We start from the raw sequence: 26,995 nt of genomic DNA, 5'->3' as shown, positions 1-26,995 counted from the left end.
GGTGGGCGGCGCTGGACGCGGCCTTCGCGGCGGTTTCCGGCCGGGAAGCCGAGAACACTTCCTAGCGCACGACCAGCGTACGTGTCAGTGGATCCACGCCATATGCCACAGCAAGATACAGAGTGGCGTAATCCGTTAGAGCGATCAAACCGGCCAAGCGTTCCATGGGATGCCGACCGTCCGTGGAGACGTCACTCACGGGCACCCCGCGCTCGGTCGCCGAGCGCTCGACGGCGGCCAGGCTCCGCGCGACCTCCTCGGGCTGACCGGGGTCGCGCAGCAGGACGACGCGCAGCCGGGTGGGCCCCTCCTCGGCCGGGTCGTCGAAGATACTGCGCGGCCCGGTGCCGCCGAACGGCCCGTCGAGCGCGGCCAACTGGTCGTACTCGGCACCGGGGAGCCGGCCGCTCAGCGCGGGATAGCGCGCGTTCGCCGCCAACTGCGCCGCGAACCTGCGGGCGGCCAGCTCGGCGACCGGGCCGCCGCCCCACAGCACGGGCAGCGTCCCGCCGAGGTCCAGCGCCAGCGTCTTGGCCGGGTTCTCGAACGCCTCCGCGGTCGGCCGGCAGTCGTGCGCCACGCGCTCCAGGAGTCGCGCGGTGGACTCGTAGGTCTCGTCCGGCACCGTCCCTCCGCCGACGTGGGCGGCGGCGGTGAGCAGCGGTACCGCGAGCGCCCACGGGGACATCCGCTCCTCGCCGCTCTCGGGGACGACCACGCGCGGGGCGCGCCCCTGGTCGGCGAGGGCGGCGAGCCGCTCGTCCGGCGGCCCGACGACGAGGAGCCGGCATCCCCGGCGGACGGCCTCCGCCGCCAGCCCGATGGTCCGCTCGGTGGATTCGCCCCGGCCGGCGGCGACCGCGACGACCAGGTCGTGGTGGCCGATCCAGCCGGGGAGCGGGTGGTCGCGCACCGTGTGGACGGGGACCGGGCAGCCGGGTCCCAGCAGCACGGCCAGCATGTCGCCGGCGAACGCGGCCGGCCCGGTGCCGGCGACCACGACGGAGCGCGGGCGGCCCTCGTCGGCGAGCGCGCGCAGCGGCGCCTCCAGCGCGGCAGACCGGGAGGCCCTGACCTGCGCCGCCGCCGACGCGGCCTGGCGGAGCAGGACGCCCGGACCGTGCTCGGTCTCCGCGGAGAGGTCGTCGAGGCGGGACTCGTCGAATTCCGGAGGCATCGGCCTCCCCCTCACTCACGTCGAGCGGTGGATCCGCGGGGGCGCGGTTTTCGATTCTCCCAGTTTGCCCCAGAACGCGGGGCTGACACACGCCCGTGGCCCCGCATGGCCGCATGGCGGAACGGCCGTTCGGCCGCCCGCACGGGACCGGTCAGGGCCGGAGCGGTCAGCGGATCTCGCGGGCCTCGTCGACCAGGAGCACGGGGATGCCGTCCCGGATCGGGTAGGCCAGCCCGCTCTCGTCGCAGACGAGCTCGCCGGCCTCCTCGTCCAGGCGCAGCGGGGCCTTGCTCTTCGGGCAGGCCAGGATGTCGAGCAGCCAGTCGTCGATCTTGGTGGTCATGAGGTCGGTCCCTGTGCTTCCCGGTTGGTGGTGGATGCGGCGCCTCAGCCGCGGATGATGCCGAGCACGTCGTCGCGCAGCTTGGCCATGGCCGCGTGGTCGGGCGCCTCGACGTTGAGCCGCAGCAGCGGCTCGGTGTTGGAGGCGCGGAGGTTGAACCAGCTGCCGTCGGCGAAGTCCACCGTCAGCCCGTCGAGGTGGTCGACGGTGGCCCCGGCCGTGCCGGAGAAGGCGGCCTCGACGGCGGCGGTGCGGCCGGCCTGGTCGTCGACCTCGGAGTTGATCTCGCCGGAGGCGGCGTACCTGGAGTACTCGGCGGTGATCTCCGAGAGCGGGCGGGGGTCGCCGCCCAGGACCCGCAGGACGTGCATGGCCGCCAGCATGCCGGTGTCGGCCCGCCAGAAGTCGCGGAAGTAGTAGTGGGCGGAGTGCTCGCCCCCGAAGACCGCGCCGGTCTCGGCCATGGACGCCTTGATGAAGGAGTGGCCCACCCGGGTGCGCACCGGCTTCCCGCCGTGCTCGCGCACGATCTCCGGGACGGCCTTGGAGGTGATGAGGTTGTGGATGACGGTCGCGCCCGGCTCCTTGGCGAGCTCCTGCACGGCCACCAGGGCGGTGACCGCCGACGGCGCGACCGCCTCCCCTCGCTCGTCGACGACGAAGCAGCGGTCGGCGTCGCCGTCGAAGGCCAGGCCGATGTCGGCGCCGCTCTCGCGCACCGCCGCCCGCAGGTCCACGATGTTGTCCGGGTCCAGCGGGTTGGCGGGGTGGTTGGGGAAGGTGCCGTCGAGCTCGAAGTACAGCGGCACGATCTCCAGGGGCAGCGCGGGCAGCAGCCCCTCGCCCAGCACGGCCGGGACGGTGTAGCCGCCCATGCCGTTGCCCGCGTCCACCACGACCTTGAGCGGCCGGACCCCCGAGAGGTCGACGAGCGAGCGCAGGTGGGCGGCGTAGTCGGCCAGCAGGTCGCGCTCGGTGACCGTGCCGGCCGGCCCGTCGTGCGGGGGCACGCCGGCCTCGGCCAGGGCGCGGATCTCGGCCAGCCCGCTGTCCGAACCGATCGGCGCGGCGCCGGCCCGGCACATCTTGATGCCGTTGTACTGGGCGGGGTTGTGGCTCGCGGTGAACATGGCGCCGGGCACGCCCAGGCTGCCGGCCGCGAAGTAGAGCAGGTCGGTGGAGCCGAGCCCGGCCGCGATGACGTCGACGCCCTGGCTCGTCACGCCCTCGGAGAAGGCGGCCGCGAGTCCGGGCGAGGAGGGGCGCATGTCGTGGGCCACCACGACGCGGTCCGTGCCGACGACCCGGGCGAAGGCCGCGCCGATGGACCGGGCGACGCCCTCGTCCAGGGTGTCGGGGACGACTCCCCGGATGTCGTACGCCTTGAAGATCTGACCGAGATCACCCACAGCTGCTCCGGACGGGTCGATGGGCGGACCGAGGTGCGGGGCGCGCCGTCCACTCGCAGCGGAAGGGCTGCCCCCGTGGACGCGGCCCGCAGGAGTCCAACGTAGCAAGACCGGGCGGACAGCGGCCCGCCGACGGGTGGCCCCGGCGCTCAGGCGTCGCGGGGCGGCCGCGGGTCGCGGTGCTCGCGCTCCGGGCGGGCCGCCTCGGACTTCACCATCCGCAGGTGCCCCCGGCGGTGCGTCTCGACCCCCTGACCCACGGGCTCGGAGCCCTTCGGCGGGCGGGCCGCCTCCCGCACCGCGTTGGCCAGCGCCTCCAGGTCGTCGCTGCCGGGTCCGCCGGTGTTGTCGGCGGGCAGCCGGACCACCTCCCAGCCCCGCGGGGCGGTGAGGCGCTCGGCATGCATCGCGCACAGGTCGTAGCAGTGCGGCTCGACGTAGGCGGCGAGCGGGCCGAGGACCGCGGTGGAGTCGGCGTAGACATAGGTGAGCGTGAAGACTGCTGGCTGCCTGCACGCGGTGCGTGAGCAGCGTCGTACAACGCTCACGGGCACAGACTGTATGCCTTTACCGTCCGGTGCGCCAGCATCGATGGGCTGTGTCCGGAGGCCGGTGCCGGCCCGCTCCCCGAGGTCGACACGTTGGATCGACCCAGGGGCTGCACGATGGGCCGCCGATGGCTTACGCTCATAGATGTGCGACGAGTGCGCCTTCACCGGCCTCAAGCCAACCCAGTGCGACGCAGAGACCGCCGCGGACGCGGGATCCGCGGCCCGATGACGCCGCCCGAACTCCCCATTTCCCGGAGTAGGGCGCAGGTCTTCGACGACCTCGTCCTCGACGCCGTCGAACGGCTGGAACGGGTGTGGGCCCGCGAGCTGGCCAACGTCGAGTTCCTGGTCGAGGATGTTCCGCGCGTGCCGCTCGGCGTGACCGCCGAGGACGGCATCCCGTTCTCCCGCCTTGAGCCGGCCAAGTCCGGCCAGGCCCGGATCGTCATCTACCGCCGCCCCGTCGAGATCCGCACCAAGGATCCCGAGGAGATGGCGCTCCTGGTGTACGACACCGTGGTCGAGGAGGTCGCCAACCTGCTCGGCCTGGAGCCGGAGACCGTCGACCCCGAGGCCTAGCACCTGGCGGGGCCGAGGGCCCGCCGCCCGCGCGCCGCGGCGGCTGCGGCCCGCCTGCGGGCGGCTGGGCTCCCCGCTCCACCGCCCGTCCTACGGGACCACGCTGATCAGGCTGTCCGACGCCGCCGGCAGCCGGACCTCCGCCGGTGCCGGCCGCAGCGGCTGCACGGCCGTCGACCGGCCGCCGCCGGAGCCCTGGCGGAGCAACCGCGCGGCGTGCACCGGCCCGGAGCCGTCGGCCACGTCCACCAGCAGCGCCCGCGTCGACCTCGGAAGATCCAAGTCGGGGACCACGGTGTGCTCGGCGGGGATCTCCACCTCCTGCGGGGTGCCCGGCTCGCCGTCGGCGCCCACCGGTGTGACCACGACCTGGCCGCCCCGGCCGGGCGCGCCGAAGACGAGGTCGGTCGTGGTACCGGACGGGTACGCGGGCACCACGGCCCGGCCGTCGAACGGACCGGCGAGCGGCGGGGTGGCCGCCGTGTAGGCGGTGTCCGCGCCTCCGGAGCGCTGGTAGGCGGCTCCGACCACGACCGGCTGGTCGGACTCCACGACCAGGGTGGCGGGGCGGTCGCCGATCGGCCCCTCGACGACGAGCGTGCTGGAGGCGGCCGGCGGGATCTCCAGGCGCTGCACCGCGTCCGTGACCTCGCCCTCATCGGTGATGATGCGCACCGTGGCCGAGGCGGGGTCGTCGCCGAGGGTGGCGGCGATCAGCCGCTTGTCGCCGCCGCCGGCGGGGATGCCGGTGATGACGTGCCGCTCGGCGGGCGGGGTCGTGGGCGGCACCCAGTCCGCCCCCGTACCGGTCCGCTCGGCGAACAGCGAGGCCGCGACCCGGCCGGAGCTGGTGCGCACGTGCACGGCGACCGCCTCGGTGGCCTCGACCAGTTCGTTGAGCGGGAGTTCGATCTCGTCGTGGGCGGGGACGGTCACGCCGCGGGTGTCCTCCGAGAAGGCCGGACCGTCGGTGGCGTAGATGTCGACGTTGACGGTGGCGGCACTGTCGTCGACGTTGGCGAGGAACAGCCGCAGGTCGTCCAGCTCCGCTCCCCCGGGTGCGGCGAACCAGGTGCTCACCGAGGGCTCCGGGCAGCGCAGTTCCGTGGCGAACGCGTCGCCGTCGGCGTCGCCGACCGTGGTCTGCACCACCTCCAGGCCGGCGGCGGCGGCACCGCCGGCGCGCAGCACGGTGTGCCGGTCGCCGTCGGTGTCGGCGCGCCACGGGTTCCCGGCCGTGCCGGGATCGCCGACCGCCGTGCCGGCGGCCCCGTTCTCGGCCGCCGCCAGGGCGCCCGCCTCCGAGCCCCCGCCAGCGGGGGCGAACGCGGCGATCGCGCTCCGCGCTCCGTCACCGCCGCGCGGCGCCGGGCAGGCGCGCACGGCCGATTCCACGGTGGCGACCACACCGGACGGCTCGCTGGCGGCGCGGTCGGCCGCCGGCGCGGTCAGCGCGGCCACGCCGAACAGCGCCGCCAGCGCGACCATGACCAGCGCGAGCAGCGCGAACCGGTTCTCGACGATCAGTCTCACCTGTCTGCGCTCCTGCTTCCTCGCTTCGCCGCACGGCGGCCCCTGGTCCCGCGTCCCCACCACCGGGCGCCTCCGGCGGCGCGCCGGCGGCGCGGCCGGCGCGGGCGGGGGCTCGGGTGCTCCGCCTGCTGGCGCGCCTCCTCCTCGGTGCGCGCCCCGGGCAGCGCGAGCACGACCACCGCGAGGAAGAGCACGCCCTGCACGACCAGCCAGACCTGCCGCGCGATGCCGGTGCGGGTGATCTCCAGCTGGCCGCCCGACGCGGGAAGCGCGAACGTCTGGAGCCCCGTGGCGGAGGCCGCCCCGGCCAGCTCGGTGCCGTCCAGCGTGGCGCGCCAGCCTCCGTCTGCCGGTTCGGCGAGGACGAGGGTGCGCGGTCCGCTTCCCTCGGGCACCTCGACGTCGGCCTCCACCGGACCGGAGCGCAGGACCACCGGCCCGGCGTCGCCGTCGTCGCCGCGGACCGCCTGGCCGTCGTCGGCGGTCGCCGCCTCGGGGCCGCCCTCGGCCGCGGCCTCGACGATGCGCAGCCGCCCGGTCGGCTCGTCCAGCCGCCACAGGGCGAAGTCGGTGTTGAGCTGCAGCCGGCTGAGGCCCGGGATGCCGTCCATGGTGTCCACGAGGGTGACGTCCACGCCGTCGGCGAGCGCCGGCGCGGGGACGAGCACGTAGCGGATGCCGAACTGGGCGAGCGTCTCGGCCTCGTCGCCGCCGCGGCCGGCGGTCAGCGCCGCCACCACGGAGTCGAGCTGGGTGCGCACGTTCTCGTCGGTGGGGATCTGCGGTTCGCCGATCCGTGGCTCCCGGCCGCGCAGGACGCTGTACTGGACGGACCCGTCCTGTGCCGGGGCGACGACCAGCGTGCGCGCCTGGGTGCCGTCGGAGCTCAGCGACTCCAGGAAGGGCGGGATGGCCGGGCGGGCGTGGCCGGTGAGGGGCCCCTCGACGCCGTTCCACATCCACACCCCGGCCGCCGCCACCGGCGTGGTGAGCGCGAGCGCCGCGAGCGCCAAGGCGAACACCCGGCGCAGACCGCCCAGCCGGTACAGGAGGCCGAAGGACTGCGCGGCGACCGCGGCGGACAGCAGCATCGCGGTGGCCGCGAAGGCGAGCGCCACCCCCGGCCAGGCGGCGGCGACCGGTCCGCCCTGCGGCGGCGCGAGGTTCACCCGGCTGACGGCGATCGCCACCAGGATGCCGAACAGCGCGACACTCCAGCCCACCGCGACGAGCATGCGCCGGCGGAGCAGCAGCAGGGCGCACAGCGCGGCCGCGATGAACCCGCCGGTGACCCAGATCGGCGGCAGCCCGGGGCCGCCGGGCGAGAGCAGCAGCAGCGCCGAGGCCGACAGCCCGGCGTCGGAGAGGTCCGGCCGGTGCAGGCCGGCCTCCAGGAGCCACAGCGACGGGTGGCGGAACAGGTCCAGGGTCCACGGCAGCAGCAGCACCAGCGGCGCGAGCAGCGCGATGGCCAGGCTGACCAGCAGCCGCCGGCCGACGTGCGCGAAGGCCACCGCGATGAGCGCGCCGGTGACCAGGGCGAGCACCCAGACCAGCGGCACGAACGCGGTGGCCACGGCGAGGAACAGCGCGAGCGCCCAGGCGGCACGCCGCGACTGGCGCGGTGGCAGCGTGAGGATCCGCGTGACGAGGATGCCCAGGACCGGGAAGATCGCGTGCACCAGCGCGGTGCCGAGCCGGCCCTGCGCGACCGCCCCGGTGGCCACCGGAAGCAGGGCGTAGGAGCCGGCCATCCACAGCTGCGCGGCGCGGCCGTGCAGCACCCGCCGCGCCAGGAGGTAGGCGGTGAAGCCGGCCAGCGGCACGCAGCCGAGCAGGATCACGGTGACGGCCAGGGCGGGCTTGCCGAGCGCGATGGTGGAGAGCACCGCGAGCATGCCCACGTAGGGCGGTGCGACCGCGGCCGAGCCGAGGCCGACGTCGTGCCAACTGGCGACGTACATGCTCCACAGGTCGCCGGCTGTACCGGTCACCGGGGGCAGCGCGCCGCCGGCCAGCCGCCCGCCGAGCAGCAGCGAGCGCTCGGCCACGAGGGAGACGGCGACCAGGCCGGTGACCAGGAGCACGCCGGGGTGGGTGAGGGCGCGGCGCAGCAGGCTCTGGTCGTCGCGCAGCGGGTCGTCCTCCTCCGGCGGACCGGTGGTAACGGCCTGGTGGCGGCCGGGGGTGTCGAGCGCCGGCGAGCCGGACAGCAGGTTGCCGACGAGGTCGGCGAACTGCCGCAGGGCGACGCCGTGCGCGAGGAAGGGCTGGATCGCGCTGTAGGTGCGGCGCCGGTTGCGGCGGCGCCGGAACCGCGCCCGCACCAGGCGGACGGGCGTGAGGTAGACCAGCGTGATGGCGACCGCCTCGTCCAGCGCGTTGGCCGGCTGCTTGGCGACCAGGTACATCAGCACCCGCAGGAACGAGGCGACCGAGTTGCGCAGGAGGGCGCCGACCATCGCGCCGAACGGCATGTTCGCCAGCAGCACGAACAGCGCGTTGCGGCGGTCGATGCGGCGCGGGTGGTCGGCGGCGGCGCTGATGCGGCGGCGCCGGCGGGCGGCGGCCTCGGCGTGGTAGGCGACGGCGTCGGTGACGACCAGCACCCGGTGCCCGGCTCCCCCGGCCCGCCAGCACAGGTCGATGTCGTCGCGGAACAGCGGGAGGCCGGGGTCGAACCCGTCGAGGGTCTCCCAGACGTCGCGGCGCACGAGCATCCCGGCGCTGGAGACGGCGAGCACCTGGCGGGTGCCGTCGTGCTGGCCCTGGTCGTACTCCCGGGGCTCCAGGCCGGTCTCGCGCCGCCCGGCTCCGTCGATGGTGACACCGGCCTCCACGAGCACCCGCCGGTCGAACCAGTCGCGCAGCTTGGGGCCGAGGATGGCGGCGCGGGGGTCGTCCTCGGCGGCGGCGAGCAGCCGGTCCAGGGCGTCCGGCGCGGGGGTGCAGTCGTCGTGGATCAGCCAGACCCACTCGGTCGCCTCGGCCTGCGACGGGTACTCGGTGCGTGAGCGCGGGTGCTCCAGCGCGGCGCGCACCGCGTCCCCGTAGCCGGTGTCGCGGGGCAGGGTGAGGATGGCCTCGGGGGCGATGAACTCGGCGAGGATCGCGCCGCTGCGGTCGCGGCTGCCGGTATCGACCCCCACCACCCGCTGCACCGGCCGCGACTGTCCGCGCACGGCCTCCAGTGTCTCGGGCAGCCAGCGGGCGCCGTCATGCGTGACCACGACGGCCGTGACGATGTGACGAGCGGGGTCCAGGGGTAGCACGTCAGGTGTTCGGCTCTCGAGGATCAGGGTGTGGACGAAACGACCATTGCGGTCATGACGCTAACGGCAGATCACGATACGCCACCGCGCGTGTCCGCGTGGCTGCATCCCCGCCCCGGCGGCCCCCGCAGCCGAACCGGAACCGTTCTGGAACCGGGCCGGAACCCGGGCGCAAGCGGCCGGCCGGAGCCGCTGGTCAACGCCGGGGTGGGCGCCGATTCGGGCGGACCCGTCACCATTCATTCCAGTAAAGAAAACCTAAAAAAGGCCCGCGCCCCGGACAAAACGTCCGGAGCGCGGGCCGCGTCGAGCGGTGACCGCCGGCTACAGCATGTCCGTCAGGAAATCGAAATCCTGACCGGCCGCTTTCTTGAGCCTGCGGCGCTCGCGTTCGGAGAGTCCCCCCCAGATACCGAAGCGCTCATCGTGCTCCAGCGCGTATTCCAGGCACTCCGCTCGCACCTCGCACGACTGGCAGACCTTCTTCGCCTCCCGTGTCGAGCCGCCCTTCTCGGGGAAGAACGCCTCGGGATCGGTCTGCGCGCACAAGGCACGTTCTTGCCAGCCCAGATCTTCATCTGCGCCGTGCGCCAGCGGGATAACCTCGCTCATGCGCACCTCCTATTGCCCCCCTCGATGTACCCTCCCATTCGGCCCCCGGGAGGGTGGAATCACACCATGAAATTACACGCGCGTGTCTCGCTATACGTCAAGCACGTTGCGTGGTAATCCCCTGAATATCACGTAACAAACAATGGATCATCGTTCGCGCGCGGCGACTCAGCGGATTACCACGCGTTTTCCGTGGCGTGTCGGGGGTGGGCGGGCTCAGCGGCGGTCGTCGTCCCGGTACCAGCCCTGCGGGCGCTCGTCGTGCTCGGAGCCGGCGCGTCGCTGCTGATCGCCGCCGTAGGTGCCGGGGGTCTCGTGCGGCTGGCCGGGGTAGGAGCCGGGGGCACCGTACTGCGCGCCGTAGCCCGGCTCGACCCGCATGGTGGCCTCGGAGTCGCCCTGGTCGCCCTGCGCCTGCCCGCCGGACCCCTGCTGGTACCAGCCGTACTGGATGGCGTCCTGCGCGGCCCGCTCGCTGTGCTGGGCCGCCGGCGGCTCCGTCGGGAACGCACCGGTGTTGCCCGCGACCGGCTGCTGCACCATGGTCGCCTCGGAGTCGGCGGACCCGTAGCCGGGCACGCCCGCGTCCGACCCGCCGGACTGCTGGCCCGCGTACGGCGACTCGCCGTACCCGGCCTGCTCTCCGGACGCGCCGTAGCCGGGGGTCGCGGAGCCGTAGCCGTACCCGGCCTGCTGCGCGCCGGTCTCGGAGTAGCCGGGCTGGCCCGCGTAGGGCGGCTGCTGCGGCTGGCCGTAGGGCTGCTGGGCGGACTCCGCCGGGGACGCGGAGCTCCAGTCCTGCGGTTGCTGCCCGCCGGTCTGGCCGTAGCCGGCCGCCTGCCCGTACTGCTGCCCGTAGGGCTGCTGGCCCCCGGTCGTGGAGTAGCCCGTCTGGCCCTGCTGCGCCGCGGGGTCGGCGGCGCCCTCCGGCTGCTGCGCCGGGTAGGGCTGCTGGGCGCCGCTGGGCTGGGCGTAGCCCTCCTGCGGCCAGCCCTGGCGGCCGGCACCGGTCTGGTTCGGGTCGCCGTAGGGCTGCTGCTGGGCGGACCAGTCCTGCGGCTGCTGATAGCCCTGGGCCCCCAGCGTGTAGCCCTGGCCGGTCTGGTTCGGGCTGGGCTGGGCGAACGACGGCTGGGCACCGGTCGGCGGGGCGTAGCCCGGCTGCGGACCGCTCTGCCCGTAGGGGCCGGCGGCCTGCTGGGGCACGCGCGGGACCAGGTTCTGGTCGCCGAAGACCCGCACGAGCACCAGGCCGGCGAAGGCGAGCACGCCGAGCTGGGCACCGGTGCGGAAGAAGTCGCCGAACCCGTTGGCGATCACGGAGACGTTGGCGACGAAGCCCATGATCAGGGTGATGATCCCGAAGACCGCGCCCACGCCCAGGAGGATGAGGGCGGTGAGCACGACCCCGAACACGCGCGGGGACTTCTCGCGCGCGGTGAGCACGAGGGCCACCGCGGCGAGGACCATGGCGACCGTGACGGGGCCGAGGAAGGTCTCCCGTTGGGAGACCACGTTCGCGGGGATCGGGGATCCGCCGTAGCCGGCGGCGGATCCGAAGACGTAGATGAGGCCGGCGAGCATCTGCACGGCCACGGCGCCGAGCAGCACCCACGCGGCGGGCTCTCGCAACCGTTGGATGGTGTCGTTGTTCAAGAGAGGATTCCCCTCCGCTGCTTCGCTGTCGCGTCGGTGGAAGCTTTGCATATCGTCAGGTTGTCAGTGAATCAGGCGGGAGACGCAGAAGAGGACGATCAGTCCGTTCGGCCCGGCCCGGCAGCGTCGGTCCCGCCGGGGCCGGCAGAACGGTGACCGGCCGCTCGCGGCACGGCGGTACGGAGTCTCCGCCGCGCGCCCCGCGGCGCCGCCGGCTCCGCGGCTCCGGAAGGGGATCGCGGCACGGGCCCGCCGTCTCCCGCGCGCGACCGCGGGGGCACGGCCCCGGCCCATGGGGGCACGGCACATACACCGCACCACCCTGCCAGACTTGTGCCCATGCGGATAGTCGTGCTGGCAGGCGGCATCGGAGGGGCGCGCTTCCTGCGCGGCCTCCGGTCGACCCTGGCCGAGGAGACGAACAACCCGGGCAGCGGGATCATAACGGTCATCGGCAACACGGGTGACGACATCACCCTGTTCGGTCTGCGCATCTGCCCCGACCTCGACACGGTCATGTACACGCTGGGCGGCGGGATCAACGAGGAGCAGGGGTGGGGCCGGGCCGAGGAGACGTTCACCGTCCGGGAGGAGCTCGCCGCCTACGGAATGCGGCCGCAGTGGTTCGGCCTGGGCGACCGCGACGTCGCGACGCACATCGTGCGCGCGCAGATGATGGCGGCCGGCTACCCGCTGTCGGCGGTCACCGAGGCGCTGTGCGACCGGTGGCGCCCGGGCGTCCGGCTGCTGCCCATGACCGACGACCGGGTCGAGACCCACGTCGTGGTCGCCGACGGCGAGGGGCGCCGGGCCATCCACTTCCAGGAGTGGTGGGTGCGGCACCGCGCCGCGATCCCGGCCGAGGAGATCGTCAGCGTCGGCGCGGCCGACGCCAAGCCCGCTCCCGGCGTGCTGGAGGCGATCGAGGCGGCCGACGTCGTGCTGCTGCCGCCCTCCAACCCGGTGGTCAGCGTCGGTTCCATCCTCGGCGTACCCGGCATCCGCGACGCGGTGGCCGCCAAGACCGTCGTCGGCGTCTCCCCCATCATCGGGGGCGCTCCCGTCCGGGGCATGGCCGACGCCTGCCTGACCGCGATCGGCGTGGCCACCACCGCGCAGGCGGTGGCCGAGCACTACGGCGCGGACCTGCTGGACGGCTGGCTCGTGGACGACGCCGATGCCGGGACCGAGGTGGCGGGGGTCGCCGTGCGGTCCCGCCCGCTCTACATGTCCGACCCCGAGGCGACCGCCGCGATCGCCCGTGCGGCACTGGACCTCGCGGTCGAGTTGAAGGAGGGGCGCGCATGACCGAGCTGAGCGTGCACGGAGTGACCGGCCTGCCCGAGATCGGCCCCGGCGACGACCTCGCCGCCCTCATCGCCGCGGCCGCGCCGCCGCGCGACGGGGACATCCTGGTCGTCACCTCCAAGGTGGTCAGCAAGGCCGAGGGGCGGCTGCGCCGGATGGAGCGCTCGGCGGCGGTCGACGCCGAGACGGTGCGCGTGGTGGCCCGGCGCGGCGACACCCGCATCGTGCAGACCCGCCACGGCCTGGTCATGGCCGCCGCCGGGGTGGACGCCTCCAACGTCCCGCCCGGACACGTCCTGCTGCTGCCCGAGGACCCCGACGCCTCGGCCCGCCGGCTGCGCGCCGGCCTGCGGGAGCGGCTGGGCGTGCGGGTCGCCGTCGTGGTCTCCGACACGTTCGGCCGGCCATGGCGGGTCGGGCAGACCGACATCGCCATCGGCGCGGCCGGACTCCACCCGCTGGAGGACCTGCGCGGCCGCGTCGACACCCACGGCAACGTGCTCGACGTCACGATGAACGCGGTGGCCGACGAGATCGCCGCCGCGGGCGAGCTGGTCAAGGGCAAGCTCACCGGGGTGCCGGTGGCGGTGCTGCGCGGCCTGGCGCACCTGGTGACCGAGGACGACGGCCCGGGTGCGGCGGCGCTGGTGCGTCCGGCCGACGCCGACCTGTTCCGCTACGGGTCCCGCGACGTGCCGGCCGCCCGCCGGACGATCCGGGAGTTCACCGCCGAACCCGTCGACCCCGAGGCGGTGCGCCGGGCCGTCGCCGCTGCGCTGACCGCGCCTGCCCCGCACCACACCACGCCGTGGCGGTTCGTGCTGGTCGAGTCCGCCGAGACCCGCAAGCGGCTGCTCGACGCCATGCTGGACGCCTGGGTGGCCGACCTGCGGGCCGACGGTCTCGCCGAGGACGCGATCGCCCGGCGGACCCGCCGCGGCGACGTGCTGCGCCGCGCCCCCTACCTCGTCGTTCCGTGCCTGGTCGCCGAGGGCGCCCACCCCTATCCCGACGAGCGGCGCGCCGCCGCCGAGCAGGCGATGTTCTTGGTGGCCATGGGCGCCGGCGTGCAGAACCTGCTCGTCGGCCTGGCCGTCGAGGGGTTGGGGTCGGCCTGGGTCTCCTCGACCTTGTTCTGCCCCGACACGGTCCGGGACGTGCTGGCGCTGCCCGCCGGGTGGCGGCCCATGGGCGCCGTGGCGGTGGGGCATCCGGCGGCGCCGCCGCGCGACCGGCCGCCCCGGGACCCGGAGGCGTTCATCGAGGTGCGCTAGCGTGCCGGCGGCGTAGAGTCGAAGAGAGGGACGACACCGAGGGGCCGGGGCACGGAGGTGGATCCGGGGGCCGGGGGCGCGCTTGACCGAAGACGAATACATCCTCGCTGGGCTGCTCGTCGTTCTCGTGGTGCTCGTCGGCCGGCTGCTCGCGCCCCGGCTGCGGCTGCCGGACGCGATCGTGCTCGTCCCGCTCGGGTTCGCGGTGAGCTTCCTGCCGGGGATGCGCGAGGTGCACGTCTCGCCGGAGGTCGTGCTGCTGGTCTTCCTCCCGCCCCTCATCTACAACGCCGCGTTCTTCTCCTCGCCCCGGGAGATGCGCGCGGAGGCGCGCCCCATCGTGGCGCTCGCCGTGGGGATGACCCTGGTGACGGCGCTCGCCGTGGCCGTCGCGACCTTCGTGCTGCTGCCGCACACCGACTGGCCGGCCGCGATCGCGCTCGGCGCCGCCGTCGCCCCCACGGACGCGGTGGCCGCCTCGGCCGTGCTCAGGCGGGTGGGCGCGCCGCGCCGGGTGGTCACCATCCTTGAGGGCGAGAGCCTGATCAACGACGGCGTCGCCCTCACCATGTTCGGCCTGGCCGTCACCGCCATGACGACGCCGCTCACCTTCGGCGACGGTGTCCTGGAGCTCGTCAAGGTGGTGCTCGGCGGGGTCGCGTTCGGCCTGCTCGTCGCCAAGCTCGTGATGTGGTCGCGGAGCCGGCTGCACGACGGCAATACCCAGCTGGTGGTGTCGCTGGTCACCCCGTTCGTCGCCTACATCCCGGCCGAGCTGATGGGGTTCTCCGGCGTGCTCTCGGCGGTCGTCGCCGGCTTCCTCCTGGGCACCCGCGGCGAGGGCATCCTGCCGCCCCGGGTACGGGTGACGGGGCGGACGGTCTGGCAGGGCCTGGTGATGCTCCTGGAGTCCGTCCTGTTCGTGCTGCTCGGGCTGCAGATGCACGAGGTACTGGACGACGTCGCCGGGCGCCCGCTCGGCGAACTGGCGGTCACGTCGGTCGCGGTCATCGGCACCGCCGTGGTGGTCCGGCTGGTGTGGGAGATCGCGGTCACCCCGGTGATGCGGCTGCTGCCCGGCCGGCTGCGCCTGGACCCCGGGCCGGTGCGCCACCGGGCCATCATCGGATGGAGCGGCATGCGCGGCGCGATCTCCCTCGCCATCGCGCTCTCGCTTCCGCTGACGATCGGCACGGCCCCCTTCGAGGACCGCAACGTACTGATCTTCCTGGCCGCCGCCGTGGTGCTGGCGACCCTGATCGGGCAGGGGATGACGCTGCCGCTGGTGCTGCGCCGCCTCCGGGTGACCCAGGACAGCCGGGCCCGGCACGAGATCGCGCTCGCGGAGGTGGCCATGGGCCGTGCCGCGCTGACCCGCATCGACGAGCTGCTGGCCGACGACCAGGTGGACTCGCTGGCCGCCGAGACCTACCGCCAGATGTACAAGCTGCGGGTCCGGCAGTCCCGGGCGACGCTCGACATGACGGGCGGCGACCACTCGGCGCTGCACCACGTCAAGGGCACAGTGTTCCTGCGCCACGAGCTCGGCACGGCGAAGCGCGCCGCGCTCGCCCGGCTGTACCGCAAGGGCGAGATCAGCCACGAGGTGTTCCAGGCCCTGCAGCGCGAACTCGACCTCCAGGAGCCGCACCGCCCGCACTGACGCGGCGGCGCCCGAAGCGCCCGACCTGACAGGTGCGTCCGGTGCTGTACCCTCTGTGCTCGCCCACCGCCGCCGGAGCCGCCTGCCGGCGGCCCAGCTCTACGGGGGAGCCGTGCCGTTTTCGTTCCGACGCGACCAGGGAAACCAGCTGCCCGACGTGCTGGCGGAGCCCTACGGCTACTTCCACGGCCCCATGGCGCACGCCTTCGCGTGCGGCGCGCCCATGGCCGTCAACAACCAGGCCCCGTGGAACACCATCGTGAAGTCCTGCTCGTGCTGCGGCCCGCAGCAGAAGCGCGACATGCTGCGCGAGAGCTGGGGGGTCACCAACGTCGAGGAGTGGCGGCAGACCCTGGAGCGGCTGCTGGACGACGACAGCAGCGACGACGCCGCCACCCTGCTGCTGGGGATGCGCCGCCAGCTCGCCCACCAGTACGGCGGCCCGGTGGACGCCGGCACCTGGCGGGCCGCCATCGAGCGCTGGTGCACGCACAACGGCCGCGGCAACGACGTCTACCAGCAGCTGCTCGGCACCGCCGGGAGCATCCTCGACTACGAGAAGCGGATGGTCGCCGACGGCGTGCTGCCGCCCGGAGCGTTCGTCACCCACATGATCGGCTACGACTTCGGGCGGGCGGTCAACATGGCCCGCTGGGGCGTGCACGCGGAGTTCACCGACCCGCGCACCGCCGAGTGGTACGTGATGCGGGCCGGTGAGCAGTGCCGGCGCTACTTCACCTCTTGGCCCGATCTGTCCACGAGCTACCTCATGGGGCGGGTGCTCCGCTTCGACGACGGCGAGTACGGGCCCTATTACACGGAGTCGGTCGCCGCCCACCACGCGCTCATGGGCAACCCGCAGAGCCCGTGGCTGCACCTGCCCTGGGCGATGTAGCCGCCGATGCCACCGCGAAGGGGCCCGGGCCGCGTGCGCGGGCCCCTCGCGGCCGTGCGGCTACGAGCGGCACCCGCCCGCGCTGTCCTGGACCAGCGGCAGCGACCGCCGCGCCCGGCGGATGCTCTCGGCCACACCGTCGCTGGCCGCGGCGGCCGCGCGGCGCTCGGCCGGAACCTCGCCGTAGAGCGTGGTGCGCTGCCGCAGCGGGCGCCCGGTCGGGCGCACCATGGCCTCGATGTCGCTGATCGTCCGGTACGACCCGTTGCTCGACCCCGCCATCCGGCTGATGGTCTCCTCCATGAGGGTGCCGCCCACGTCGTTCACCCCGCCGGTGAGGAGCTGCCGGCAGGTCTCGTCGGTGAGCTTCACCCAGGAGCACTGGATGTTGTCGACGTAGCCGTGCAGCAGCAGCCGCGCCAGCGCGTGCACCGCGCGGTTCTCCCGCACCGTCGGGCCGGTCCGCGCCAGCCCGGCCAGGTAGATCGGGGCGTTGGTGTGCACGAACGGCAGCGGCACGAACTCGGTGAACCCGGGCCGGCCGTTGTGCTCCATGGCGCGCCGCTGGAGCGACCGGATCAGCTTGATGTGCGCCACCCAGTGCTCCGGGGTGTCCACGTGCCCGTACATCATGGTCGACGTCGTGGGGATGCCGAGGTCGTGCGCCGTGCTGATCACGTCGATCCACGCCCGGGTGGGCAGTTTGCCCTTGGTCAGCACCCAGCGCACGTCGTCGTCCAGGATCTCCGCGGCGGTCCCGGGCAGGGAGCCGAGCCCGGCCTCCCGGGCGCGGACGAGCCATTCGCGGACCGGCAGGTCGGTCCGCGCCGCGCCGTTCACCACCTCCATGGGGCTGAAGGCGTGCACGTGGATGCCGGGCACCCGCTCCCGGACCGCCCGCGCGATGTCGAAGTAGGCCGTTCCCGGCAGGTCGGGGTGGATGCCGCCCTGCATGCACACCTCGGTGGCTCCGGCCTGCCACGCCTCGGCGGCCCGGTCGGCGACCTGGTCCAGCGAGAGCGTGTAGGCGTCGGCGTCGGTGCGCCGCTGGGCGAAGGCGCAGAACCGGCAGCCGGTGTAGCAGACGTTGGTGAAGTTGATGTTGCGGGTCACCACGAAGGTGACGTCGTCGCCCACCGCGTCGCGGCGCACGCCGTCGGCGAGGGCCGCGAGCTCCGCCAGCTCGGGGCCGTCGGCGTGCAGCAGGGCGAGCGCCTGCTCGTCGCTCAGGCCGGCGGGGTCGCTCTCGGCGTGCCGCAGGGCGGCCCGGACGTCCGGGTCGAAGCGGCGCGGCGCCCCGGTGCCGGGAGCGGACCGGGCGGCGCGCTCGCGCAGCCGGTCCCAGTCGCCGTAGACGGCGTCGTAGTCGCCGCGCCGGTCGCCGGTCCGCCCCTCGGTGTCCACCGCGACGTGCAGGTCGGTCCGCCCGGAGGCGGACGCGCCCGCCTCCGGCTCCTGCCAGGGCCGTCCGGTCGCGACCGCGTCGGGGCGGGCCAGGCCGGTGGCGGGGTCGGCGAGCGCGGCCACGTGCCCGAGGAGCCGCGGGTCCAGCCACGGCTCGCCCTGGCGGACGTACTCGGGATAGACGCACAGCCGCTCCCGCAGCTCGAAGCCGGCCCGCGCGGTGTGAGCGGCCAGCTCCTCGATCTGCGGCCAGGGCCGCTCGGGGTTGACGTGGTCGCGGGTCACCGGCGAGACGCCGCCCCAGTCGTCGACCCCGGCGCGCAGCATCAGCGCGTACTCGTCCCCGATCAGGTTGGGCGGGGCCTGCACCCGGGCGCGCGGGCCCATCACGAGCCGGGTCACCGCGATGGTGGCGGCCAGCTCCGTCAGGTCGGCGTCGGGGCGGTGCATCATCGCGGTGCCGGGCTTGGCGCGGAAGTTCTGCACGATGACCTCCTGGAGGCCCCCGTACTCGCGGGCGATCCGGCGCAGCGCGAAGACCGACTCGGCGCGGTCGGCGACGGTCTCGCCGATCCCGATGAGGATGCCGCTGGTGAAGGGCACGCCGCAGCGGCCGGCGTCCTCCAGGACCCGCAGCCGCACCGCCGGGTCCTTGTCGGGGCTGCCGAAGTGCGCCCCGCCCCGCTCGGTGAACAGCCGCTCGGAGGTGGTCTCCAGCATCATGCCCATGGACGGCGCCACCGGCTTCAGCCGCTGCAGGTCCGACCAGCTCATGGCGCCGGGATTGAGGTGCGGCAGCAGCCCGGTCTCCTCCAGCACCATGACCGCCACGGCACGCACGTAGGAGAGCGTGTCGTCGTAGCCCTGCTCGTCCAGCCACCGCCGGGCCGCCGACCAGCGGTCCTCGGGACGGTCGCCCAGGGTGATCAGCGCCTCCTTGCAGCCCATGGCGGCGCCCCGGCGGGCGATCTCCAGTACCTCGTCCGGCGACAGGAAGGGCGCGGGGAGGTCGCCGGGGACGGTCGCGAAGGTGCAGTAGTGGCAGCGGTCCCGGCACAGCCGGGTCAGCGGGATGAAGACGCTGCGGCTGTAGGTGATGACGCCGGGCAGGCCGGCCGCCTCCAGGCCGGCGTCGCGCACCCGCCCGGCGTACTCCAGGAGCGTGTCGAGGTCGGATCCCCTCGCGTGCAGCAGCACCTCCGCCTCGGTCGCGTCGAGCGCCTTGCCGTCCCGCGCCCGTGCCAGGGCGCGCCGCATGGCGGACGCGGTCGGGGTCTGTTCCGGCTTCCCGTTTCCCGCACTACTCATGACGGGCACGATACGCGGGCACCCCGTCCGCGCGCCGCCCTTCGTGGCGCCGCGCCCCCGGGCAGCGCGGGCCGCGGCAGCTCCGCGGAGCGGTCAGCCCAGGCGCTCGACGAGGTACTCCTCCCAGCGGCGCACGACGTGGTCGACGCGGAACCGCCGGGCCTTCTCCCGCGCGGCGGCGCCCATCCGCTGGCGCTCCGCCGCGTCCTCGACGAGCCGCAGCAGCCCGGCACCGAGCGCGTCCACGTCCTGGTCGGGTACCAGCAGCCCGTCCCGCCCCGGCTCGATCAGCTCGCGCGGCCCGTGCGGGCAGTCGAAGCTCACCACCGGGACCCCCACCGCGAACGCCTCGACGATGGTCATCCCGAAGCCCTCCTGGCGGGAGCTGAGGGCGACCAGGGACGCCTTGGCGAACTCGCCGGTGACGTCGCGCGTGCGCCCCATGAGCACCACCCGGCCGTGCAGGCCGAGTTCGTCGGCCATCGCGCGGATCCGGCCGCGCTGCGGTCCGTGGCCGTAGACGCGCAGCTGCCACTCCGGATGGGCGGCGGCGACCCGCGCGAACGCCTGGACCAGCACGGGGTACTGCTTGACCGGGATCAGCCGCCCGGCCGTCGCGATCACCGGGTTGACCAGCCGGGAGCGGGGATAGCGGGCGTCCGGCAGCGGGTTGGGCATGGTGATCGCCCAGCCCTCCGGCCGGTCGAGCAGGGCGGCGTAGTCGCGGCGGTCGGCGTCGGTGAGTACGGTCAGGCCGTCCAGCCGCGCGTGGTGCCGCCGGATGTGGTCGCGGATGTCCTCGGTCTGCTGCCGCAGGTTGAGGTGCTCCTGCCCGATACGCAGGTAGTGGTCGGAGCCGAGCAGCGCGAGCAGCGAGTTCAGCCCCGGCCGGGTGGCGACGACCACGTCGGTGCGGGCGCGGGCGAGGAACGCGCACAGCGCCTCCTCGGTGGCCGCGTTGAACACCGCGCTCCGGCGCGCCTCGGTGGGCGGGACCAGCGTGGCGGGGCGCAGCTCCAGCTCCCGGATCCGCCGACTGGGCTCCGGCCGGCCCGCCCAGGCGCGGCTGTCGGTGAGCGAGCGCAGCCGCACCCGGGGGTCCACCGGGAAGAACGGGCGGGCGGCGCCGCGGGCCAGGCTGACGATCTGCACCCGGTGCCGCTGGGCGAGGCCGCCCGCGAGGCTGACGGTGCTGCGGATGGTGCCGCCCATTCCGTGGACGTCGCCGATGAGGAAGGTGATGCGCACGTCAGTCCTCCGCGCCGCCACCGGACGGAGGGCGCGGCCCGGCTCCGGTGCCGAGCAGCGACAGGCCGTCCGCAGCGGTGAAGTAGGGGCGCAGGTCGACCGCGCCGGAGTCCGTCCGCACCGCGGTCGTCGGGAACGCGACGCGGCCCTTCTTGCCGACGATGTCGTCGCACAGCGCGCGAAGCCGGTACCCGCGCTCGCGGCCGGGCACCCGCAGCCAGAGGTCCCACTCGTTGTGCGGCCGGTCGTGGGCGTGCGCGCGGGCCAGCGGCGGCAGCGGCACGGCGCAGCGGAACACCTCCTGCGCCAGCCCGGCCGGGAAGGCGAACGCGGTGGCCCGGTCGCGCTGGCGGACCAGCAGTTCCGCGGCCGTGCTCGTGTCGGGCGGCGCGGTGTGCGCGAGGAACCCGGTGATCCGCACCGTCGCGTCGCGCACCTCCACCTCCCGCACCTCGGCGTAGGGCCGCACCCGGCGCACCCGCACCAGCAGCCGGCCGTCCGGGGCGCGCAGCGCGGCGACCTCCCGGCGGGAGGGCCGCGCAGCGTACTCCCGGCGGGCGGCGAGGTCGTAGCAGGGGTCGTCGGTCCACATCTGGCGGGAGGACCGGCCGGGTTCGGACCAGCGCACCGCCCAGGTGCCCTCGGTCAGGGGCTCCCACCGCAGGTCCACATAAGCCCGGCGCCCGCCGACCCAGGTCCGCATCCGCCGCCCGCGGAGCGGCGCGGTCCGGCCGCCGACGGGCCGCAGCACCACCTGGGCCCCCGTGCGGGCGGGTTCGGCCAGGTCCAGTTCGAGGATGTCGTCGACCCGGACCCGGCTCATCTGGACGCGCATGGACCCCCCGAAACCGGCGTGAGACGGTCGCATCCGATAGAGGGTCAGCCTAGGTCGCGGGGGGTGATCCGCAGGTCAGGCACGCCACCGCGCCCGGTCAAGAGACCGCCAAGACCGCGGAGCGGCCGACGGGCCCGACCGGGTGCGGCGCGGGGAAGGTCAGACCTCCAGCAGCGTCTCGCCCAGGACGGTGCGGGCCTCGATGGCGGCGTGCGCGTCGACCGCGCGTGCCAGCGGGAAGGTCTGGCCGATGACCGGGCGGATCCGGCCGGCCGCCGCCGCGGCCAGCCCGAGGCCCGTCCACCGCTTCCGCGTCGGCTGGTCGAACCGCGCGTCGGTGATGCCGAGCAGGTCGATGCTGCGCCGCCGCGCGCCTCCTCCCGGTCAACGCCGGGGAAGCCTCCGGCGGGCGCACCGGGCGCGGAGAAGCGGCCGCCCTCGGCGGTCACTCACACGGCCGCGGAGCCGTGGGCGCCGCCGACCCCGTCGAGGACCGCGTCGGCTCCGGCGCCGCCGGTGGCCCCGGCCACCCGTCGGGGCCGGTCCGGGGGGGGGAGAGACGTCCACGGGTTCGGCGCCGAGCTCGGCCGCGGTCCGCAGCTCGCGTTCGCCGCGCGCGCCCGCCAGGACGCGGGCGCCGGCGGAGCGCGCCAGCCGGACGAGGAGCACGCCCATGCCGCCGGTGGCGCCCAGCACCGGTACCGTCTCCCCCGCCCGGGGGCCACCGCGTCCGTGAGGGCGACGGCGGTGCCGGCGTCGTGGACCACCCCGGCGGCCGCGGCCACCGCCAGTTCGGCGTACCCGCCGCTCCAGCCGAGGGTGGTCACGACCCGCGCGCCGATCGAGGACGGCGTCACCCCGTCCCCCACGGCGAGCACCGTGCCGGCGATCCCGCCACCGGCGGGCGTACGGCTTCCCGACCGGGAAGCCGGGCACCCCCGCGCGGATCTGCGTCTCCACGAAGAGGGTGTCGCTGAAGGCCTCCCCGATCACGACCTCACCGGGCCCGGCCGCCGGGTCCGGGACCTTGGCCGTCTCCAGGACCTCCGCCCCGCCGAACGCCCTCGCCCGCACCACGCGCGTGCCGTCCCTCCGCGGATCCGGCCCCGGCCGACCTCGGCCTTGGGGGCGGTCAACCGGAGCGGCCTCGCGTGGCGGGTGGGCCGGCACCCAGCGACCGGAGGGAACGGGCGGCGCCGCACACGTCCCGGCCCGCGGGCCGCGCGCGCCGGGCCGGGCGACTGCGGTGCCGCCGGGATCAGGCGGCCCGGTCGGCGAGCCGACCGCGCGAGCGGGCCGCCAGGCGCCCGTTCAGGAACTCCTCCCAGCGCTCGATGACCGGCGCGAGGTCGTAGCGGCGCGCCGAGCGCACCGCCTCGGCGCCCATGCGGCGGCGCTCGTCGCCGTCGCGGACCAGCCGCAGCAGGCCGGCGGCCAGCGCCTCGACGTCCTGGTCCGGCACCAGCAGGCCGTCCCGGCCCGAGGTGATGATCTCGCGCGGGCCGTGCGGGCAGTCGAAGCTCACCACGGGCACCCCCACCGAGAACGCCTCGATGATCGTCATACCGAAGCCCTCGGTGCGCGAGCTCACCGCGAGGATCGACGCCTTGGCGAGCTCACCGGTGAGGTCCTTGGTCCGGCCCATGATGGTCGCCTGGTTGTGCAGCCCGAGCCGGGTGATGTGCTCCTTCAGCTCGGTCTCGTTTCCACCGCCCCCGTAGATGCGCAGCCGCCACTCCGGGTGCTCGCGGGCGACCACCGCGAACGCCTCCAGCAGCTTGGGATACTGCTTGATCGGCGAGAGCCGGCCGGCCGCCGCGATGATCGGGTTCTCCTGGGTGGAACGGGGGTAGTCGCCGGGCGGCAGCGCGTTCGGCATCGTGCACAGCCAGTCGTCCGCGACCGGCAGGAACTCCTGGTAGGCGGTGCGGTCGGCCTCGGTGAGCACGGTCAGGCCGTCCAGCCGGGGGTAGAGCCGGCGCACGGCGGCCCGCACGTCGGGCTTGTGGTTGCCGAGGTGCACGTGCTCCTGGCCGATGGTGGTCAGCCGCTCCGGCGCCCACTGCGCGATGAGCATGTTGATGCCGGGCCGGGTGCCCACCACGACGTCGGCGTCGGTCTCGCGCAGGTAGCGGCGCAGCTCGTACTCGGTCCGCCCGTTGAAGGCGCCGTTGCGCGCGGCCTCCGAGGTGGGCACGCCCCGGCACGGGCGCGACTCCCGCCAGCGGGCCATCATTCCCTGCTTGGGACGCGCGGCCCACTCCCGCGAGGGGGCGAGGGCGCGCAGGGCCACGCCGTCGGGCACCGTGAAGAACGGCCGCTCCCGGTGCTGGATCAGGCTGACGACCTCGACCTCGTGCCGGGCCACCAGCCCGCCGGCCAGATTGAAAACGGTCCGGATCGTGCCGCCCATGCCATAGGCGTTGGCGATGATCAGGGCGATCTTCACCGGCCGGCCCCCGCTTTCGCACCGGCCTCCGTGGCGAGCAGCGAGAGGTGGTCGTGCACCGTGTAGTACGGCCGGATCCGCACCCTGCCGGCCGCACCGGCGAGGACGGTCGAGGGGAAGCTGATGCGCTTCTTCTTGCCGACGATGTCGTCGGCGAGCGAGGCCAGTCGCAGCTCGCGGCCGTCCGCGGGGGTGGTCAGCCACAGGTCCCACTCGTTGTGGGCCCGGGCGGACTCGTGGGCGGCGGCCATGTCGGCCAGCGGCACGCGCACGCTGAAGGCGCCGTCGGCCACCTCGGCGTCGACGGTGAGCACGCCGGACAGCTCGCGCTGCCGGGCGACCAGCCGCGCCTCCTGGCGGCCGGGGGTGCGCGGCACGTAGGCGAGCACTCCCGAGATCGCGACGTGGGAGTCGGTGACGTCCACCCACTCGACCTCGGCGTAGGGGCGGGCGGGCGCGCTGCGCAGCCGCAGCCGCCCCTCCGGACCGCGGATCACCCGCAGCTCGCGGTCGCGCGGTTCGGCGAGGTAGGCGGCGCGCTCCGCCAGGCTGAACCCCGGATCGCGGGTCGCCACGGGCTCGGACCGGCCGTCCCGGGACACCCACATGACGTCCCAGGTGCCGTCCGGCAACGGGATCGTCGCCAGATCGGCGCGGATCTGGTCACCCTCCCGCCGCAGCCCCGGCACGTGGACGGTCTTCGGCTGGTCCCCGCGCGAACGCAGCGCCAGACGGGCCGCGTCCTCTTCGGATCTGTCCGGTAGGATCTCCCGGAATCGCAGTCGCAACACGTTCCGAGAGTCGATTCGACTCAACTCTGCCTGCACGGTCCCCCCATGCGTCTGGGCGCGCGGTGGTCGTCGTGGAACGGCGGTGGCACCGCTGCCCGGGCTTCAGTGAACTCTTCGGCCGTGAGCGGGACGGTCCTCCGAATGCGGCACACGGACGGACGGCTGTCTGCCGTCGCCTCCGTAACCCGTATGCGTGCGCACGGTACCGCCCCGCGGTTAAAGCCTAGTTAAGATTTCGGCGGCCGAGTTCGACGGAGCGTGACCGCCGAGGCCCTCCGTGGTATCTATCGCACCGACGCCCGCGGCGGTTCACTCCGCGAGCGGCCGGATCCGGCCGGCACCGTCCGGGACCGCCGCCGGTGCCGCCAAGTGCGCCGCCCAGCGGCCGCGGCCGGCGGTCCGGCGCGCGCCGTGCGGCGCGCGGGTCACGTCCCGCCGTCGCGCTTGCGGGCTCTCAGCAGCACGATGCTGCCGCGGTCGTTGGGCGTGCGGGCGTCACTGAGGGAGACGAGCGGGATGAGCGGCGCCGCGGCGTTGAAGCCGAACCGGCCGCCGTGCGCCGACAGCGCGAGGTAGCCGCGCTCGGCCGCGCGCGAGCGGAACTGGTAGCGGTGCTCCCGCACGTCCAGGCCGCATTCGCCGAGCAGGGCGGCCAGCGTCCGGTGGGTGTAGGTGGCCTGCACGTGGTAGCGGCGGCGGTGCGCCTCGAACAGCGCCGGCCACGCGTCCCGGCGGGACAGGCAGTCGGCCGACATGACGAGGTCGCCGCCGGGCTTGAGCACCCGGGCCATCTCGCGCAGCGCGGCGGGGCCGTCGTCGAAGTGCTCGATCGCGCAGATCGACATCACCTTGTCCACCGAGGCGTCGCGCAGCGGCAGCCGCAGGGCGTCGCCTTCGAGCAGCGCGGGGGCGTGCCGGAGCCGGCGGCCGCGCAGCATCTTGTGCCGCGCCAGGTCGACGGACACGGCCCGGGCCCCGCGGCGGCGCGCCTGGCCGGCCCAGTAGCCGTCGCCGCCCGCGACGTCGAGTACCACCTGGCCTCGCAGGTCGGCACCGAGCCAGTTCAACAGGGTTCCCGCCTCGCGGTAGCGGCACACGTGGATCTGGTGGCCGGCGAAGGCGACGACGTCAGGCATCCGCACGGGGATCACCCTAGCGACTCCGGCGGCTCCGGACGGCCGCCCCGGGAAAACCGGCCCGGCCGGCCGCCGCGGGCCCGGCCCGCGGCACCCCCGTACTCCGGAGCGGGGCGAGCGCCCCGGTCCCGCGCACCGAGCACCGCCGCACCCGCCCACAGCAGGTCGGCGGCCGTCATCAGCAGCCGGGACAGTGTGGCGACCACGAGCGCCGCACCCGGTTCCAGCACGGGTGCCAGCCCGACGACGAGCACCAGTTCGCGGACGCCCAGCCCGGCGGGAGCCACCACCACGAGGACGCCGAGCGTCCAGGCGAGGGCGTAGGCCCCGGCGGCGGCCGGCAGGGCGGCGGACCCGGCGCCGCCGGTCCCCGCCACGAGCGCCCAGACGTGCACCGCGAGCGGCACCCAGGCGACGGCCGACCATCCGATGGCGGCGGCCATGCCGCGCCCGCTCACCCGCTCCGGCTCGGCGCCGCCGTCGCGGCGGGACCAGCGCGACAGCAGGCCGAGCACCCGCGTCACGACCCGCGGGTGCAGCGCGGCCAGGAGGACGGGGGCCAGGGCGAGCGCCCACCACCACTCGCGCGCCGCCGCGCCCGACGCGAGGGGAAGGGTGACGGCCGCCACCACGAGGTTGACGGTGAGCGTCACCAGCACCGCGAGCACCGTGGCGGCGAGCCCCCGCCGGCGCGCGACGGCGCGATCCTTCGCCAGTTCCACCTGCGCGACGAACGCCCACACCGATCCGGGCACGTACTTGCCCAGCTGGCCGACGAACATGATCCGCGCCGCGACCAGTACCGGCAGCGGCGATCCGAGGTCGGCGAGCAGCGCCCGCCAGGCCATCATCTGCGCCCCGAGTCCGGCCAGGCCGGCGAGCAGCGAGACGGCGACCGCCCATGGCGGGAGGGCGGCGAGCGCGTCGCTGGCCTCGTCCCAGCGGGCGTGCAGCGCGACGGCCGCGCACCCGAGCACGACGAGGACGATCGCGGCGCGCAGCCACCGGTTGGCACGGAGACGACTCAGCATGGTCGTCCCAGGCTAGAGGCTGCCCGGGGCGCGTCCGGGTGCCGCGGGGCCGGCGGCGCGCCCGCGGGCGGCGGGTCCGCGGGGGCGCGTCACGCCCCGCAGCCCTCCCCCACCGTGTCGGTCCGCTCGGTCCCCGCCGCGCGCTGCGCCGCCACCCGGTCGGCGGCCTGCGCGGGGGTCAGCACCTCACCGCCGGCGTAGTAGACGTAGTCCACGTCCTGGGTGTAGGAGCTGCGCCCGCCGGTGTGCCCGTCGAGGTCGACGAACCACTGGTTGAAGTTGACCGACATCGGCGAGTCCGGATAGAAGCGGCCGCCGTGCTCGGCCACGAGCTCGCCGTCGACGTGGTAGCGGACGACCCCGCCGGACACCTGGACGAGGAGGTCGCGCCAGCCCGCGAACGAGCCGCGCGCCGCGTCGGAGACATTGTCGGCCTCCCACGGGTCGGCCTGGTAGGTCTCGTAGGAGGTCAGGTACATCGCCGGTCCCGCCTCGCCCCATCCGCCGTTGGGCAGGTACTC

General features: G+C 74.8%; 22 protein-coding genes and 1 pseudogene. 5 read left to right on the top strand and 18 right to left on the bottom strand.

Translation table 11 applies throughout. The annotated features are described in order from the left end of the window. Nucleotides 1-61: 61 nt before the first annotated feature. From DEF28_RS05210 to DEF28_RS05195, 4 genes are all read right to left on the bottom strand, one after another. Nucleotides 62-1,177, bottom strand: a complete 1,116-nt coding sequence (locus DEF28_RS05210) for an SIS domain-containing protein (RefSeq protein ID WP_114397880.1) — start codon at nucleotides 1,175-1,177, stop codon at nucleotides 62-64. A 166-nt stretch (nucleotides 1,178-1,343) separates the two neighbouring features. Beyond that, on the bottom strand, nucleotides 1,344-1,520 hold the full coding sequence (locus DEF28_RS05205) for a Trm112 family protein (protein WP_114397879.1): 177 nt from the start codon (nucleotides 1,518-1,520) through the stop codon (nucleotides 1,344-1,346). Between the two features lie 44 nt (nucleotides 1,521-1,564). After that, nucleotides 1,565-2,929 carry a phosphomannomutase/phosphoglucomutase gene (locus DEF28_RS05200; RefSeq protein WP_114397878.1) on the bottom strand — a complete coding sequence of 455 codons (1,365 nt, stop codon included), beginning with the start codon at nucleotides 2,927-2,929 and terminating at the stop codon, nucleotides 1,565-1,567. Nucleotides 2,930-3,078: 149 nt separating this feature from the next. Next, entirely contained in the window at nucleotides 3,079-3,477 is a 399-nt protein-coding gene (locus DEF28_RS05195) for a DUF3499 domain-containing protein (RefSeq protein WP_114397877.1), read from the bottom strand. Nucleotides 3,478-3,663: 186 nt separating this feature from the next. Between DEF28_RS05195 and DEF28_RS05190 the strand changes: the two genes are divergently transcribed. Further along, the gene (locus DEF28_RS05190) at nucleotides 3,664-4,059 is read left to right on the top strand and encodes a metallopeptidase family protein (RefSeq protein WP_181874298.1); all 396 of its coding nucleotides are present in this window, start codon (nucleotides 3,664-3,666) and stop codon (nucleotides 4,057-4,059) included. A gap of 90 nt (nucleotides 4,060-4,149) precedes the next feature. Here the strand turns inward: DEF28_RS05190 and DEF28_RS05185 are convergent, their stop codons facing one another. The 4 genes from DEF28_RS05185 to DEF28_RS05170 all read right to left on the bottom strand — a co-directional run bounded on the left by DEF28_RS05185 (nucleotide 4,150) and on the right by DEF28_RS05170 (nucleotide 11,132). Beyond that, on the bottom strand, nucleotides 4,150-5,592 hold the full coding sequence (locus tag DEF28_RS05185; RefSeq protein WP_114397875.1) for a DUF5719 family protein: 1,443 nt from the start codon (nucleotides 5,590-5,592) through the stop codon (nucleotides 4,150-4,152). Beyond that, a complete protein-coding gene (locus tag DEF28_RS05180) occupies nucleotides 5,589-8,822 on the bottom strand; it encodes a glycosyltransferase (protein ID WP_374058123.1) in 3,234 nt (1,077 codons plus the stop codon). Before DEF28_RS05180 ends, DEF28_RS05185 begins: the two co-directional genes overlap by 4 nt. Before the next feature lie 366 nt (nucleotides 8,823-9,188). After that, the gene (locus DEF28_RS05175) at nucleotides 9,189-9,476 is read right to left on the bottom strand and encodes a WhiB family transcriptional regulator (protein WP_114397873.1); all 288 of its coding nucleotides are present in this window, start codon (nucleotides 9,474-9,476) and stop codon (nucleotides 9,189-9,191) included. A gap of 216 nt (nucleotides 9,477-9,692) precedes the next feature. Further along, nucleotides 9,693-11,132: a hypothetical protein gene (locus DEF28_RS05170; protein ID WP_114397872.1), complete on the bottom strand. Its 1,440-nt coding sequence runs from the start codon at nucleotides 11,130-11,132 to the stop codon at nucleotides 9,693-9,695. A 339-nt stretch (nucleotides 11,133-11,471) separates the two neighbouring features. Between DEF28_RS05170 and cofD the strand changes: the two genes are divergently transcribed. The 4 genes from cofD to DEF28_RS05150 all read left to right on the top strand — a co-directional run bounded on the left by cofD (nucleotide 11,472) and on the right by DEF28_RS05150 (nucleotide 16,272). Beyond that, complete coding sequence (cofD, locus tag DEF28_RS05165) at nucleotides 11,472-12,440, top strand: 2-phospho-L-lactate transferase (protein ID WP_114397871.1); 969 nt, start codon at nucleotides 11,472-11,474, stop codon at nucleotides 12,438-12,440. Next, nucleotides 12,437-13,714: a coenzyme F420-0:L-glutamate ligase gene (locus DEF28_RS05160; protein WP_114397870.1), complete on the top strand. Its 1,278-nt coding sequence runs from the start codon at nucleotides 12,437-12,439 to the stop codon at nucleotides 13,712-13,714. The genes cofD and DEF28_RS05160 overlap by 4 nt, the downstream gene beginning before the upstream one ends. 82 nt (nucleotides 13,715-13,796) lie before the next feature. After that, nucleotides 13,797-15,377 (top strand): Na+/H+ antiporter, encoded by a 1,581-nt coding sequence (locus DEF28_RS05155; RefSeq protein WP_114397869.1) that lies wholly within the window; start codon nucleotides 13,797-13,799, stop codon nucleotides 15,375-15,377. Between the two features lie 112 nt (nucleotides 15,378-15,489). Further along, nucleotides 15,490-16,272, top strand: a complete 783-nt coding sequence (locus DEF28_RS05150) for a DUF1266 domain-containing protein (protein WP_147280121.1) — start codon at nucleotides 15,490-15,492, stop codon at nucleotides 16,270-16,272. 60 nt (nucleotides 16,273-16,332) lie between these two features. On the opposite strand, the gene DEF28_RS05145 is transcribed toward DEF28_RS05150, so the two are convergent. The 10 genes and pseudogenes from DEF28_RS05145 to DEF28_RS27445 form a co-directional block, all read right to left on the bottom strand. Further along, nucleotides 16,333-18,984, bottom strand: coding sequence for a bifunctional FO biosynthesis protein CofGH (locus DEF28_RS05145; protein ID WP_114397867.1), 2,652 nt, complete (start codon nucleotides 18,982-18,984; stop codon nucleotides 16,333-16,335). A 93-nt stretch (nucleotides 18,985-19,077) separates the two neighbouring features. Next, on the bottom strand, nucleotides 19,078-20,232 hold the full coding sequence (locus DEF28_RS05140) for a glycosyltransferase family 4 protein (protein ID WP_114397866.1): 1,155 nt from the start codon (nucleotides 20,230-20,232) through the stop codon (nucleotides 19,078-19,080). 1 nt (nucleotide 20,233) lies between these two features. After that, the gene (locus DEF28_RS05135) at nucleotides 20,234-21,100 is read right to left on the bottom strand and encodes a hypothetical protein (protein WP_147280120.1); all 867 of its coding nucleotides are present in this window, start codon (nucleotides 21,098-21,100) and stop codon (nucleotides 20,234-20,236) included. Between the two features lie 126 nt (nucleotides 21,101-21,226). After that, nucleotides 21,227-21,355: a zinc-binding dehydrogenase gene (locus tag DEF28_RS28790; RefSeq protein WP_258861897.1), complete on the bottom strand. Its 129-nt coding sequence runs from the start codon at nucleotides 21,353-21,355 to the stop codon at nucleotides 21,227-21,229. Between the two features lie 161 nt (nucleotides 21,356-21,516). Further along, on the bottom strand, nucleotides 21,517-21,936 hold the full coding sequence (locus tag DEF28_RS05125) for a hypothetical protein (RefSeq protein ID WP_147280119.1): 420 nt from the start codon (nucleotides 21,934-21,936) through the stop codon (nucleotides 21,517-21,519). Nucleotides 21,937-22,325: 389 nt separating this feature from the next. Next, nucleotides 22,326-23,516, bottom strand: coding sequence for a glycosyltransferase family 4 protein (locus tag DEF28_RS05120; RefSeq protein ID WP_114397863.1), 1,191 nt, complete (start codon nucleotides 23,514-23,516; stop codon nucleotides 22,326-22,328). After that, nucleotides 23,513-24,307, bottom strand: a complete 795-nt coding sequence (locus DEF28_RS05115; protein ID WP_233515108.1) for a hypothetical protein — start codon at nucleotides 24,305-24,307, stop codon at nucleotides 23,513-23,515. The genes DEF28_RS05120 and DEF28_RS05115 overlap by 4 nt, the downstream gene beginning before the upstream one ends. Nucleotides 24,308-24,732: 425 nt before the next feature. Further along, nucleotides 24,733-25,443: a class I SAM-dependent methyltransferase gene (locus DEF28_RS05110; RefSeq protein WP_114397883.1), complete on the bottom strand. Its 711-nt coding sequence runs from the start codon at nucleotides 25,441-25,443 to the stop codon at nucleotides 24,733-24,735. 11 nt (nucleotides 25,444-25,454) lie between these two features. Next, nucleotides 25,455-26,474, bottom strand: coding sequence for a lysylphosphatidylglycerol synthase domain-containing protein (locus tag DEF28_RS05105; protein ID WP_181874297.1), 1,020 nt, complete (start codon nucleotides 26,472-26,474; stop codon nucleotides 25,455-25,457). 89 nt (nucleotides 26,475-26,563) lie between these two features. Beyond that, nucleotides 26,564-26,995, bottom strand: a pseudogene (locus tag DEF28_RS27445) (hydrolase); the annotation flags it as partial.

This window comes from Marinitenerispora sediminis (genome assembly GCF_003336425.1).
Taxonomy (GTDB): domain Bacteria; phylum Actinomycetota; class Actinomycetes; order Streptosporangiales; family Streptosporangiaceae; genus Marinitenerispora; species Marinitenerispora sediminis.
Note: the sequence above shows the minus strand (reverse complement) of the source record. Positions and strands in the feature narration are given on the sequence as shown.